Annotated in this window: 9 protein-coding genes; 2 read left to right on the top strand and 7 right to left on the bottom strand. The window is 64.1% G+C overall.

The window, feature by feature from the left end; translation table 11 throughout:
- Positions 1–1362 (top strand): sensor domain-containing diguanylate cyclase (locus C2134_RS07065; protein ID WP_158248713.1); only part of this gene is annotated, 1362 nt, incomplete at its 5' end.
- 91 nt (positions 1363–1453) lie between these two features.
- On the opposite strand, the gene C2134_RS07060 is transcribed toward C2134_RS07065, so the two are convergent.
- The 4 genes from C2134_RS07060 to trxA form a co-directional block, all read right to left on the bottom strand.
- The gene (locus C2134_RS07060; RefSeq protein ID WP_103318723.1) at positions 1454–2053 is read right to left on the bottom strand and encodes a CoA pyrophosphatase; all 600 of its coding nucleotides are present in this window, start codon (positions 2051–2053) and stop codon (positions 1454–1456) included.
- 13 nt (positions 2054–2066) lie between these two features.
- Positions 2067–2678 carry a trimeric intracellular cation channel family protein gene (locus tag C2134_RS07055; RefSeq protein WP_233164005.1) on the bottom strand — a complete coding sequence of 204 codons (612 nt, stop codon included), beginning with the start codon at positions 2676–2678 and terminating at the stop codon, positions 2067–2069.
- 91 nt (positions 2679–2769) lie between these two features.
- Positions 2770–4026, bottom strand: a complete 1257-nt coding sequence (gene rho / locus C2134_RS07050) for a transcription termination factor Rho (protein WP_103318719.1) — start codon at positions 4024–4026, stop codon at positions 2770–2772.
- A 123-nt stretch (positions 4027–4149) separates the two neighbouring features.
- Positions 4150–4476, bottom strand: coding sequence for a thioredoxin TrxA (trxA, locus tag C2134_RS07045; protein WP_043625554.1), 327 nt, complete (start codon positions 4474–4476; stop codon positions 4150–4152).
- A 194-nt stretch (positions 4477–4670) separates the two neighbouring features.
- Between trxA and fabI the strand changes: the two genes are divergently transcribed.
- Positions 4671–5456 (top strand): enoyl-ACP reductase FabI, encoded by a 786-nt coding sequence (gene fabI, locus C2134_RS07040; RefSeq protein ID WP_043625557.1) that lies wholly within the window; start codon positions 4671–4673, stop codon positions 5454–5456.
- 14 nt (positions 5457–5470) lie between these two features.
- Here the strand turns inward: fabI and C2134_RS07035 are convergent, their stop codons facing one another.
- From C2134_RS07035 to C2134_RS07025, 3 genes are read right to left on the bottom strand one after another with little or no spacing between them, the layout of a single operon-like run.
- Complete coding sequence (locus C2134_RS07035) at positions 5471–7876, bottom strand: response regulator (protein WP_103318718.1); 2406 nt, start codon at positions 7874–7876, stop codon at positions 5471–5473.
- Complete coding sequence (locus C2134_RS07030; RefSeq protein ID WP_158248712.1) at positions 7873–9573, bottom strand: chemotaxis protein CheB; 1701 nt, start codon at positions 9571–9573, stop codon at positions 7873–7875. The genes C2134_RS07035 and C2134_RS07030 overlap by 4 nt, the downstream gene beginning before the upstream one ends.
- On the bottom strand, positions 9570–13247 hold the full coding sequence (locus tag C2134_RS07025; protein WP_146042108.1) for a response regulator: 3678 nt from the start codon (positions 13245–13247) through the stop codon (positions 9570–9572). Before C2134_RS07025 ends, C2134_RS07030 begins: the two co-directional genes overlap by 4 nt.
- Positions 13248–13424 lie beyond the last annotated feature (177 nt).

Here is a 13424-nt window from a genome sequence, read left to right as displayed (position 1 = left end):
AAGCTGTACGACGCCGACGGCAACCTGATCGGCATGGCTACCGGCCTGATCAATCACAACTTTTTCCAGGATGAGGTCAGCCGCCTCACCGTGGGCGAACACGGCGAAATCCTGGTGCTGGACCAGCGCCAGCTGACCGTGGCGCGCTGGCCCAAAGTGGAAGGTCTCGACCCGCAAAGCTATCGGCCCTTGCAGCCGCACATCATGCTGTCGCGCGATGCCAGCCAGATGCTGTTCAGCGCGCCGTCCAGCTTTGACGGTTCGATGCGGCTGTACAGCGTGCGCCAGACCGGCAATTACCCGTTCCAGGTGGCGGTGGGCATCTCGCGCGAGGATTTCACCCGTTATGTCTGGGACAAGGCCTGGCTGGCGCTGCCGGGCTGGCTGTTCGTGGCCGCGCTGACGCTGCTGGCGCTGCGCAAGCACCTGTCCAACCTCAATCAGCATCAACAGCTGCTGCGCGGCAACGAGCGCATCCGCGAAAGCGAGGAGCAGGCGCGCCGCATTCTCGATACCGCCCCGCTCGCCCTGCTGCTGGTGAATCCTCAAACGCTGCGCATCCAGCACGCCAACGCGCCGGCGCGGGAGCTGCTGCGCTTGCCGCCGCAGCAGCCCGAGGCCGCCGGCCGCGAATTGAACCTGCCGCTGAAACTGCAGCCGGTGGAGCGCTGGCTGCTGGACGGCGAAGACGCGCTGCAACGCGAGATCGAACTGGAACTGGAAGACAAGAGCCGCCTGTGGGCGATCGTGTCGCTGCAACAGCTGAACCGCGAAGGCGCGCCGTCCTCGCTGATCGCCATGTACGACATCTCCGGGCGCAAGCAACTGGAACAACAGCTGCATGAAAGCAATCTGCAATTGGCGGAAATGGCCATCACCGACCCGCTGACCCGGCTATACAACCGCCGCCACGGCGATATGGTGCTGAAGGATGAGATCAGCCGCTGCGAGCGCTACGGCCAAACCATGGCGATTGCGGTATTCGATATCGACCACTTCAAGAAATTCAACGACCAATATGGCCATCAGGCTGGCGACGATGTGCTGGTGGCCGTCGCCAACGCGCTGCGGGATTCCACGCGCAATACCGACATCAACGCCCGCATCGGCGGCGAAGAATTCATGGTGGTCTTCCCCTATACCCGGCTGCGCGACGCCCACAAGGTGATGCTGCGGATGCAGATGGCGCTGACCCACACCACCTTCCCTTTCGTCGAACAGCGCATCACGTTCAGCGGCGGCATCACCGACTGGCGGCCCGGCGACACGCCGGCCACCATGGTGTCGCGCGCCGACAAGCTGTTGTACGAAGCCAAGCTGTCCGGCCGCAACATCATCCTGTGCGATCAGGACACGCCCTGAGCGACAGCCTGCTCCAACGGCCCCAGGCGGCCCACGAAACCTCCGCCATCGCCTGGCGGGGCTGAATCCGACAAACAAACCCCATGCCGGCTCAAGCCAGCGCGTCGGCCAGCATCCACATCATGGCCGCGGTGGCGCCCCAGATGGTATAGCGCCGCCACTCCAAGGCCAGATATTGCCCGGCCACGCCATCGCGCACATAGTCATGCCGGCTATAAGCCGACTTGTCCAGCAGATTCCGCAGCGGCACCTCGAACACCTCGGCCACCTCGTCCGGCGCCGGCGACAGCGCCAAGGGCGGCTGCAGCATGCCCACCACGGGAGTCACCACGAAGCCGGTCACCGTCACGTAATCCGGCAGGCAACCCAGCACCCTCACCTCGGACTCCGGCAAACCGGTTTCCTCGCGCGCTTCGCGCAAGGCCGCCGCCTCGGCGGACGCATCGTCCGCCTCCCGCTTGCCGCCGGGAAAACTGACCTGCCCCGGATGGCTGGGCAGGTGATCCGCGCGCCGGGTGAACAGCACCGTAGGCTCGTCCGCGTGCCACACCAGCGGAATCAGCACCGCGGCCGGGCGCAAGCCTTCGCGCACGGGACGACACGGCAAGTCGCCCGCCTTGCCGGTGAAATCATATGCGCGCAGCCGCTGGGCAATCCGCCCCGCGGCTTCTTCTGCCTCCATCGACCACATTTTATTTTCCTTTTTACTGCTCGCGCCTGCCTATCTTGGGCAGCGTGATCTCGCGGGAATGGGCCAGCATGCGCAACGCCAGCCCCAGCCAGAACAGCAATTGCAAGGACCAGATTCCCACCCAGCCGAGTTTGTCGAACAGCCACAGCCCGCCTGCCACCACAATAGCCACCGTGCCGTAGAAATCCCTATGCAGGATGAAGGGCACGTCGTTGACCATCATGTCGCGCACCACCCCGCCGCCGACTGCGGTGATGAAGCCCAGCGCCACCACGCCAAAGGCGTTGAGATCGAACATCAGGCCCACCTGGGCGCCGGTCAGGCTGAACGCCACCAGGCCGAGCGAATCGGCCACCACGAACAACCCTTCCAATGCCCGGCTGCGCCGGCGGTGCAGGCCCAGCAGCCAAGCCAGCAGCACCGTCGCGGCGATGATGGCCAGATTGGTGTAATCGAAAAACACCCGCGGCACCCGATTCACCAGCACGTCGCGGATGATGCCGCCGCCGATGGCCGTCACCACCGCCAGAATCAGGATGCCCAACACGTCGAGCCGCTTGCGGATGCCCACCAGATAACCGGACACGGCGAAGGCGGCGGTGCCGATCGCCGAGAACCACTCCATTTGAAAAACGCGGCTTGGCAAATCCATGTCTCAATGTACCAAAAAAAATGCCAGACCGGCATGGTCTGGCATGTTTTGCGACGAGGGCCGCTTAACGGCGCATCGAGTCGAAGAAGGCCTGGTTCGACTTGGTGGCCTTGATCTTGTCCTGCAGGAATTCCATCGCCTCCAGGTCGTCCATCGGGTACAGCAGCTTGCGCAGCACCCAGATCCGCTGCAGCTGGTCCTGCGGGATCAGCAGCTCCTCGCGGCGGGTGCCGGAGCGGTTGATGTTCATCGCCGGGAAGATGCGCTTTTCCGCCATCTTGCGATCCAGATGGATTTCGCAGTTGCCGGTGCCCTTGAATTCTTCGTAGATCACGTCATCCATGCGGCTGCCGGTGTCGATCAGCGCGGTGGCGATGATGGTCAGGCTGCCGCCCTCTTCCACATTGCGCGCGGCGCCGAAGAAGCGCTTCGGACGTTGCAGGGCGTTGGCGTCCACGCCGCCGGTCAGCACCTTGCCGGAGGCCGGCACCACGGTGTTGTAGGCGCGGGCCAGACGGGTGACGGAGTCCAGCAGGATGACCACATCCTTCTTGTGCTCGACCAGGCGCTTGGCCTTCTCGATCACCATCTCTGCAACCTGCACGTGACGGGTGGCCGGCTCGTCGAAGGTGGACGACACCACTTCGCCGCGCACCGAGCGTTGCATCTCGGTCACTTCTTCCGGACGCTCGTCGATCAGCAGCACGATCAGCACCGCGTCCGGATGGTTGGCGGTGATGGCGTGCGCGATATGCTGCAGCATCACGGTCTTGCCGGACTTCGGCGGCGCCACCAACAGCGCGCGCTGGCCGCGGCCGATGGGCGCGATCAGATCGATGATGCGGCCGGTGATGTTCTCTTCGGCGCGGATGTCGCGCTCCAGCTTGAACTGCTCGGTCGGGAACAGCGGGGTCAGGTTCTCGAACAGGATCTTGTGCTTCGAGTTCTCCGGCGCTTCGCCATTGACCTTATCCACCTTCACCAGCGCGAAGTAACGCTCGCCGTCTTTCGGGGTGCGGATCTCGCCCTCGATGGAGTCGCCGGTGTGAAGATTGAAGCGGCGAATCTGCGACGGGCTGACGTAGATGTCGTCCGGACCAGCCAGATACGAGGTGTCCGGGCTGCGCAGGAAGCCGAAGCCATCCGGCAGCACTTCCAGCGTACCCTCGCCGAAGATGCTCTCGCCTTTCTTGGCCTGGTTTTTCAGAAGCGCGAAGATCAGATCCTGCTTGCGCAGACGGTTTGCGCCTTCGATCTCGTTGGAAATCGCCATTTCCACGAGCTCGGAAACATGAAGATGTTTGAGATCAGATAAGTGCATAGCGGTCGTGAGGTCGACTCGGTAGTATTCAGGCGGAACGCCGTCGGGGGTGTGGAAGCGTAAACGGAGCGGGCGGCTTTTTATGCCACCCGCCTTGAAGATTGTGCGTGGAGAATAGACGCTTTACAGTTGGCTGTCAATGAAGGCGGTCAGCTGGCTCTTGGACAGCGCGCCAACCTTGGTGGCCACAACCTGGCCATCCTTGAACAGCATCAGGGTCGGGATGCCGCGGATGCCGAACTTCGGCGGAGTCTGCTCGTTCTGGTCGATGTTCAGCTTGGCCACTTTCAGCTTGCCGGCGTAGGCGGTCGCCACTTCGTCCAGAATCGGAGCGATCATCTTGCACGGACCACACCATTCGGCCCAGTAGTCAACCAGCACCGGGGTGTCGGCCTTCAGCACGTCTTGTTCGAAAGAATCGTCGGTTACGTGATGGATCAAATCGCTCATGGCTTCCTCGTCGAAATTAAATAGCTTGCCTAATCCCCGATGGTAGCAAGCGCAGCCGCTCGCGGCAACCGCATGCTGCGCGGAAGAATCCCTGCCTATCATCGGGTTATATACTGCATCCAGCGCATGGATGGCTGCTGCAAATGGCTGCCATTCGGTATAATGTCGCGCTGTTTACATGTGAAGGACACCAAATGGGCTTTCTGCAAGGCAAGAAAATCCTGATCACCGGCATGATCTCCAACCGCTCCATCGCTTACGGCATCGCGCAAGCCTGTCATCGCGAAGGCGCCGAACTGGCTTTCACCTATGTGGTGGACAAGCTGGAGACTCGCGTCCGTGAAATGGCGGCGGACTTCGGCTCCAAGCTGGTCTACCGCTGCGATGTGCAGAACGACGACGAGATCAATCAGCTGTTCGTCGAGCTGGGCAAGGAATGGGATGGCCTGGATGGTCTGGTGCACTCTATCGGTTTTGCCCCGCGCGAAGCGCTGGAAGGCGACTTCCTGGATTCGCTGAGCCGCGAGGCTTTCCAGATCGCGCACGACGTGTCGTCCTACAGCTTCCCGGCGCTGGCCAAGGCCGCCCGCCCGATGATGCAGGGCCGCAAGGCCGCGCTCTTGACGCTGTCCTACCTGGGCGCGGTGCGGGCGATACCGAACTACAACGTGATGGGCTTGGCCAAGGCCAGCCTGGAAGCCTCGGTCCGCTTCATGGCCGCCAGCCTGGGCAAGGAAGGCATCCGCGTCAACGGCATCTCCGCCGGCCCGATCAAGACCCTGGCCGCCTCCGGCATCTCCGGCTTCTCCAAGCTGCTGAACATGGCGGCCGGCCAAGCCTGTCTGCGCCGCAACGTGACCACCGAGGAAGTGGGCAACGCCGCCGCCTTCCTGCTGTCGGACCTGTCCTCCGGCATCACCGGCGAGATCACTTACGTCGACGCCGGCTACAGCGTCAACGCGCTGAACGTGCCGGAATAAGCAGGCATCCCGCGCTACTCTTCGCGCAGCGCCTTCAGCGCTTCCTGCGAGTGGTAGAAAACCTGATCCAGGTCTTCTACCACACTGGCCGCATCCACCAGATCGTCGGCTTTGCCCAGCTGCTCCAGCAGCTGGCATAGCTCGGCCAGACGCTTCGCGCCTACGCTGCCGGCGCCGTTCTTCAGCGCATGGGCGGCGCGGAACAGTTCCTTGCCGTCGCCGCTCTTGGCCGCCTGATGTATGGCGGCCAAGAGCCGCGGCCCTTCCGCCAGCCAGGCCGCCACCATCCGCGGCAACAATCCGGGATCGATGTCGCGGATGCCTGCCAGCGCCTGCGGATCGAGCCAGCCCTCGTCTTCCTCGTCAGACGATGCCTCATCCGGGCGATCCGCCCCCGGCTTCATCCAGCGCGCCAGCACTTCCAGCAAGGCATTCTGCGTGAAAGGCTTGGCCAGATAGTCATCCATGCCCGTCTGCAGGCAGCGTTCACGATCGCCGGCGCCGGCATTGGCTGTCAGCGCGATAATGGTCAGCCGCTCGCCGCCGGCTTCCCGCTCGCGAATCGCGCGGGTGGTCTGCCATCCGTCCAGCACCGGCATTTCACAGTCCATCAAAACCAGATCGAAGCGGCTCTGGGCGCAACGAGCCAAGGCCTCTTCGCCATTGCGCGCCAGCTCCACCTCGCACCCCAGATTGCGCAACATGGCCTGCGCCAGTTCCTGATTGACCAGATTATCCTCCACCAGCAACACCCTGCCGCTGAGCGTCTGCGGCGGCGCGCCATGCGCCCCCTCTGCGGCGACGGTCGGCGCGCGCGCCTGCAACAAGGCGTTGTAAAGGTCGGATCGGCGAACCGGCTTGGTCAACACCTGGCGCGCCAGCTTGGCGGCGGCGTTCAACTGCTGGAAATCATCGGCAGCGGAACTCAGAATGATGGCGGGCGGCATGGCGTCCCGCATGCGCTGGCGCGCCGCTTCCAGAAACATCCGCCCATCCATCTCCGGCATCATCATGTCGGACAGGATCAGGTCGAAGCGCCCTTCCGGCGTATCCAGCAAGCTCAGCGCCTCGTCGGGATGCTGGCACACGCGCACCCGGCAGCGCCACGACTCGAGCTGGCTGCGCAGGATTTCCAGATTGGTGGCGTTGTCATCCAACACCAGCACATGCAGCCGGCTCAGCAGCTCGGTCGGCTCCGGCGGCTGGCTGCGCGGGGCGCGCGGCAGCCGCAAAATGAAATGGAATTCGGTGCCGGCGCCCAACTCGCTTTCCAGGTCGATCACACCGCCCATCATGCCCACCAGGCGCTGTGAAATCACCAGCCCCAAACCGGTGCCGCCAAATCGGCGGGTGGTGGAGCTGTCAGCCTGCGAAAAGGGCTGAAACAGCCGGCTGCGCTGCTCCGGCGAAATGCCGATGCCGGTGTCGCGGACGCTGAAGCGGCATGCCACCTCGGTCTTGCTTTCCTCCAGCCTGTCCACCCGCGCCACCACCTGGCCGGACTCGGTGAACTTCACCGCGTTGCCGATCAGATTGGTCAGCACCTGGCCCAGCCGCTTGCCGTCGCCAAACACGTCCACCGGCTCCAAGGGCAGCGCGCACATCAGCTCCAGCCCCTTGCCGCAGGCCACCGGGGCCAGCCGCTCGACGATCTCCTCCACCAGTTGATTGAGGCAGAACGGCTGGCTGTCCAGCTCAAAGCGGCCGGATTCGATCTTGGAGAAGTCCAGGATGTCGCTGATGATGGACAGCAGGTTCTCGCCGGAACGATGCACCACATTGACGTAATGACGCTGCTGCTCGTCCAGCCGGGTGCGCAGCAGCAGGTCGGTCATGCCGATCACGCCATTCAGCGGCGTGCGTATCTCATGGCTCATCACCGCCAGGAAATCGCTCTTGGCGCGGTTGGCGGCCTCGGCGGCGTCTCGCGCTTCCGCCAGCTCGGCGCTGCTGCGCTGCAATTCGCCCAGCGCCTCGGTCAGTTGGGTGTTGGCCTGCTGCAGCGCCAGGCTGCGCGCGTGCAACGCCGTCTCGCGCTCATGCAGCTTCTGGTACAACCGCACCCGGTTCAGCAGCAGATTGTCGTCCAGCGGCTTCATCAGATAGTCCACCGCGCCCAGGCCGTAGCCGCGGCTGATGAACTCCTCGGCCTTGAAGATGGCGGTGACAAAGACGATGGGGATGCCGCGGGTTCGCTCGGTCATCTGCAGATGGCCGGCCGTCTCGAAACCATCCATGCCCGGCATCTGCACATCCAGCAGGATCAGGTTGACATCGTGCTCCAGCGTGGCCATCAAAGCCTCTTCGCCGGAGGCGGCCTCCCGCACCTCGCAGTCGGACAGCCTGGACAACAAGGCGCGCAGCGTGACGCGGTTGTTGGGATTGTCGTCCACCACCAGAATGGCGAAGCTGGCGCTCATCGTTCCGCTCCTCTGCCGACGCGATAGAGGTAACTGCCGCTGCAATACGGCTCGAAGCCGGCATCCAGCGCCTGGCGGTGCAAGCCGTCCTGCGGCCCCAGCGCCAGAAAGCCTTCGGCATGCAGCGAGCGGGCGAAGCGGCGCAGCACTTGGCGCTGCAGCTCGGCGTCAAAATAGATCAGCACATTGCGGCAGACAATGAGCTGGAATTCATTGAAGATGCCTTCGTCGGTCAGCGAATGGCGATAGAACAGGATGCGCTGGCGCAGCCTGTCTTCCATTTTCAGGAAACGGCCGTTGGCGGCCAGATAGGCGTCGAACAGCCGCGGCCCGCCGCTGGCCAGATAGTTTTCGCGATTGGCCGCCAGCGCGCCGGCCGGAAACAAGCCGCTGCTGCCCAGCTCCAACAGGTATGGATTCAAGTCGGTGGCGAACAGATGGCTGCGGTCGAGCAGGCCCAGCTCCTCCAGCACGATGGCCAGGGAATACGGCTCCTCGCCGGTGGAGCAACCAGCCGACCACAGCTTGATCAGCGGAAAACTGGACAGATAAGGCAGAATCTCATCGCGCAGCAGCTTCATCTGCTGCGGATGGCGGAAGAAGCTGGTCACCCCCACCGGCAGCTCGGCGCACAGGCGCTCGAACAGCGCCGCGTCGGTCAGCACCGCCCGCTGGAAATCGCAGAAAGCGCGCAGATTGAACTGGCTCATCAGATTGAGGATGCGGCGCTTCAGGCTGTCGCGCTGGTAGTGGCGGAAGTCGTAGCCATAGTGGCTGGCCAGCGCCTCCAGAAACAGATCCAGCAGCGCGCCGTCTGGTTCCGCCTCTGCGCCGGCCGCGGCCGAGGCGGCCAGGCTGGCGATGGCCGGCAGCTTCAGAACAAAATCGTAATGGCCGTCGTTGCGCGCGGCATCCGGCATGGCGCGCGCCGGCGCGCACTCGTCGCCATCCTGCACGATGACGCAGCCGCCTGCCTGGCGCAGCGCGGCGCAGCCATCGGCGCCGTCGCGTCCATAACCGCACAATAAAACCGCCAACGCGCTGTCGCCATACTCCGCGGCCAGCGACTGGAACAGCACGTCGATGGAGGGCCGGGCAAACTGTATCTGGCGGTCGCGCGTCAAGTAGACGTAACCGTGCGCCACCTTCATATGGTGGCCGGGCGGCGCCACATAGACCGTGCCCGGCCGCACCGGCGTCATCTGCTGCGGCATTTCCACTACATAGCCGGTGCGCGTCTTCAGCAGCTGATCCAAGAGATTGGCCTGATCCTCCTGGACATGCTGGGCGATGAACACCACCACGTCCGACAACGGCAACGCCTCGACGATGCGCAGAATCGGCTCCAGGCTCTGCGCGGAGCCGGCCAGCGCCAGCGCGCGCAGCGGCGGCCTTTCGCCCGGCTCTTCCACCTTGGCCGCCACCTGCCGCGTCGGCAGGCTCAGCCGCGCCAGGCTGTGCGCCAGCAAGGCGTGATAGGCCTGTATTTTCAGTTTGCCGCCGGCGTCCAGCCGGTCCGCGATGGCCAACAGCACATCCGGCGGCAAGATATCCGCATCGTAGAAGCACAGTTCCAGCGGCTCGGCCGGCTCAGTGCGCAGCAAGGCCAGCAACGCCGAGCGGTCCTCATGCGTGTCCAGCCGGCCCAGCACCGCCGCCTTGCATTGCCCGCCGCGCTGCTGAACCGTCACGCTCATTTGGCGCGGCCCTCGCACCATTGCGCCGCCTTGGCCACCAAAACGTCGTAGTCCACGGGCTTGGACAGATAGTCATCGGCGCCGGTAGCCAGTATCTTTTCCCGCTCCGCCGGCAGCGCCTTGGCGGTGATCGCCACCACCGGCAGATCGACCCAGGCCGGGTTGGCCCGGATCGCCGCGATGGCCTGATAGCCATCCATCTCCGGCATCATGATGTCCATCAGCACCAGATCCGGCCGCTGCTGCTCCAGAAACTCCAGCGCGCGCCGGCCGTTGACGGCGCTGGACAATTTGGCGCCGTGCCGCTCCAGCGCGGCCGTCACCACGAACAGATTGCGCGGATCGTCATCCACCACCAGGATGCTGCGCCCCTCCAGCAGCCGGCTGCCCGTTGCGGCGGGCGGCGCTTTCAAGGCTGCCTGCTGGCGCGGCACGTCGCGCAGGAAGCGCTCCACGTTCTCCAGCAGCCTTTGCCCCGCCTGCGGCGTCTTGACGATGATGCAGTCGGAGTAGGCGCGCAGCTCCGCCTCGTCCTCGTCGTCCGGGCTCTGGCTGGCGTAAAACACCAGCGAGATGGCCGGATCGGCCTCGCGCAAGGCGGCGGCGACATCCAGGCTGGCGGCGACCGGCGCCGCGCCCAAGTCGATGATCGCCAGCCGGCAGCGGCTCTCCCGCAGCAAGGCCGGCCAGTCAGCCTCGGGGCCGACGCCGACGATGGCTCCGCCGGTTTCGCCCACCAGCTCCGCCACCTCATCTCGGCTGATCCCCCCGCGCTCCACCACCAGAATCCCGCCGGCGTGCCCCCCCACCGCGCGCACCAGCTCGGCCTCGGCCGCCGCCAAGAGCTTGTCGCTGGCGGGTTTGCGCAAGAAGCCGATGGCGCCCTGCTGCAGCAAGGCCTCGTCGCGGTCGCGCGCGGAGACGATGTATACCGGAATCGAAGCCAGCGCCTGACGCGTCTTCAGCTCGTGCAGCACCTGGGTGCCGTCCATGTCCGGCAAGCCCAGGTCCAGCAGAATGCCTGCCGGCTGATGGCGCTCGGCCAATTCCAGCCCCTCGCCGCCGGTTCCGGCCAGCAAAGTCTTGTAGCCCAGCCGCCGGTTCATCGTCAGCAGCATCTGGCCGAACACCGGATCATCGTCGATCAGCAGCACCGCGCGGTCTCCCGGCTGCAGCGCGTCCCTATCGTCGCGCGCCATCTCCAGCCGCGGCGGCGGCGTCAGGCTGGCCGCCTCGCGCGAGGCGGCGGCGCTTTCCGGCAGCCAGACGCTGAACTCGCTGCCTTCGCCCGGCTTGCTTTCCAGCTCGATGGTGCCGCCCAGCATCTGGGCGAAGCGCAGGCTGATGGTCAGGCCCAGCCCGGTGCCGCCGAATTCGCGCGAGGTGGAGCCGTCGGCCTGCTGGAAGGCCTCGAAAATCACGCCCTTCTTGTCTTCGGAAATGCCGATGCCGGTATCGCGCACGCTGAGCCGGATCGGCAGCGCCGTGTTCGGATGGTGGCTGAGCCGGAAGGTGACGCTGCCCTGGCGGGTGAACTTGATGGCATTGGTCAGCAGATTGCGCAGAATCTGCGACAGCTTGTCCGGATCGGAAACGAAATCGCGCCGCAGCTGGTCGTCGATGACGAAGTCCAGGCCCTTGTCGCGCGCCAGATGCTCGAACATGCCCTGCAGCTCGAAGCACAGATCGCGGCTGCTCAGCGTGGCCAGATGCACGTCCATCCGCCCGGCCTCCACTTTGGACAGGTCCAGCACGTCGTTGATCAGCCGCAGCAGGTCTTCGCCGGAGCGATGGATCACCTGCGCCCACTTCTGCGCCTCGCCCTGCACCTCGCCATCTTCGGAGCTGACCATCATCTTGGACAGCAGGATGATGGAGTTCAGCGGCGTGCGCAGCTCGTGCGACATATTGGCGAGGAATTCCGATTTGTACTTGCTGGCCTGGTCCAGCTGCCGCGCCTTGGCCTCCTGCTGCCGCTTCGCCTCCTCCAGCTCCTGATTCTGCTGCTCCAGCTGCTGCTGCGATTCCTCCATCTGCGCATTGGTCTGCTGCAGCTCCTCGGTCTGCTGCCGCAACAGCTGCTGCGCCTCTTCCATCTGGGCATTGGTCTGTTGCAGCTCTTCGGCCTGTTGCTGCAGCTGCTGTTGCTGCTCCTCCATCCGGGCGTTGCTCTCGCGCAGTTGCTCGCTCTGCGCGCGCATCTCGCGCTCGGACTCCTCGCTGGCCGCCAGCAGCTTGCGGATATGCACGCGCTGCTCGGCGGCGAACAGGAAGGAGGCCAGCATGCCGGTGATGTTGGACAGGTATTCCAGCTTGCGTTCGTCGAAATGCTCGAAACTGGCCAGCTCGATCACGCCGACCAGTTCTTTCTCATGCAGTAGCGGATAGGTGTAAGTGAAGCGCGGCAACGCCAGCATGGTGCCGGTGACGATGGGCGCGGCGTCGTCGTCGGTCACCTCCAGGATGATGGGTTTGCGCTCGCGCGCCACCTGTCCCACCGCGCCCTGGCCCAAGGCGAAGGTGGCGCCGAGATTGTTGCGCTCGGTGTACATATAGCTGCCGATCAGGTCCAGCCGCTGTTCGGCCTCGCGATACAGGTAGAACACGCCGCGGCCGGCATCGAGATAACGGCCGATCAGCCCGATGGCGGCATCCGCCAGCTGCTCGGTGGCCAGATCGCCGGTCAGCGCCGCGGAAACCTGGCTATAGCCGTCCTTCAGCCAGTTGCGCCGCTCGTCCTCGGCGCGGGCGATGCGCAGCATCCGTATCATCTCGTTGATGGCGATGCCCAGTCTGTCCTTGGACGAGGCCAGCTTCACTTCCTGGCTCAGATCGCCCTGCCCGATGGCGTAGGCGCGGCTGGCCAATTGCTCCAACGATTCGACCAGGCTTTTCAACCGGGCCATCAGACTGCTCTCATCCCCGGGCTTCAAGCGGATTGTGCTGCCCAGATCGCCTTCCGCCAGGCGTTCCGCGACTTCGGCGGCCTCGGCGGGCTCTCCGCCCAGGCTGCGCAAAATGGAACGGCTGGCCCAGAAGCCGATTGCAGCGATAATGCACAGAATGAGCGCGCTGAGCGCCAGGGACTGCCGAATGGCCTGCTGCTTGGTCGCCGAGGCCGACTCCGTCAGCCGCTTGGCCAAGTCGACGTTAAAACGAATGTGGTCGTTGATCTGCTTGAACATTTGATCGGTCAAGCCATTCATTTCCCACAACATCTCGCGGCTCCTGGCCAGGCTGGACTCGCCGCGCCGCGCCTCCTCCAACACCTTCAGCATTTGCGAGTCGTACTCCGCCCACAAGCGCTTGTCCTGCTCCAGCAAGGCCTTGTCGGCATCATCGGACAGGCAGCTGACCTTAAAACAGCCATCGAACTCGTACTGATGCAGTGCCTTTTCCACGCCTTCTCGCCGCTCCTGCAAAATGCTCTCTATTTGCTGCACCTGAGCCGGCGCAAAGGTATGCACGCGTCGATTGATCTGGATATTGGCGTGCAGGTAATCCCGCCTCAGCGTGTCCAGAATCACGATGCTAGGCACCGCGTTGAGATTGGCGTAGTTGGCTCCGTCATATACCTGATCCATCAGGTATTGCTGCATCGCGGTCAGCAGCGACAAGCCCACCAAGGCCGTCGTCACCAGCAATGCCATGTTCTTGCCTACCGACAGTTTCACGCCAGCCCCCCGCGATGGTATGGATAAACTTGCACGCACACCTGTTCACCATGATTTCAACACCGCGCATCGCTTTGTCGCAGGACGCTTGCACGAAAAGCGCCATGCAGCCGGCCTTCATGCCGAAGTCAAGGCGAACAGGCCTTAATGTTGCAGTTTAGACAATCATCCATATAA

It is taken from the genome of Chromobacterium sinusclupearum, assembly GCF_002902845.1.
Taxonomy (GTDB): domain Bacteria; phylum Pseudomonadota; class Gammaproteobacteria; order Burkholderiales; family Chromobacteriaceae; genus Chromobacterium; species Chromobacterium sinusclupearum.
The sequence above is the reverse complement of the archived record's forward strand: the minus strand, read 5'-3'. Positions and strand labels throughout refer to the sequence as shown.

What these genes read in the sequence shown, in the direction of transcription:
- C2134_RS07060 (WP_103318723.1), bottom strand. Translation starts at nt 2,053, where the DNA reads ATGTGGTCGATGGAGGCAGAAGAAGCCGCGGGGCGGATTGCCCAGCGG.
- fabI (WP_043625557.1), top strand. Translation starts at nt 4,671, where the DNA reads ATGGGCTTTCTGCAAGGCAAGAAAATCCTGATCACCGGCATGATCTCC.
- C2134_RS07030 (WP_158248712.1), bottom strand. Translation starts at nt 9,573, where the DNA reads ATGAGCGTGACGGTTCAGCAGCGCGGCGGGCAATGCAAGGCGGCGGTG.
- trxA (WP_043625554.1), bottom strand. Translation starts at nt 4,476, where the DNA reads ATGAGCGATTTGATCCATCACGTAACCGACGATTCTTTCGAACAAGAC.
- rho (WP_103318719.1), bottom strand. Translation starts at nt 4,026, where the DNA reads ATGCACTTATCTGATCTCAAACATCTTCATGTTTCCGAGCTCGTGGAA.
- C2134_RS07055 (WP_233164005.1), bottom strand. Translation starts at nt 2,678, where the DNA reads ATGGAGTGGTTCTCGGCGATCGGCACCGCCGCCTTCGCCGTGTCCGGT.
- C2134_RS07035 (WP_103318718.1), bottom strand. Translation starts at nt 7,876, where the DNA reads ATGAGCGCCAGCTTCGCCATTCTGGTGGTGGACGACAATCCCAACAAC.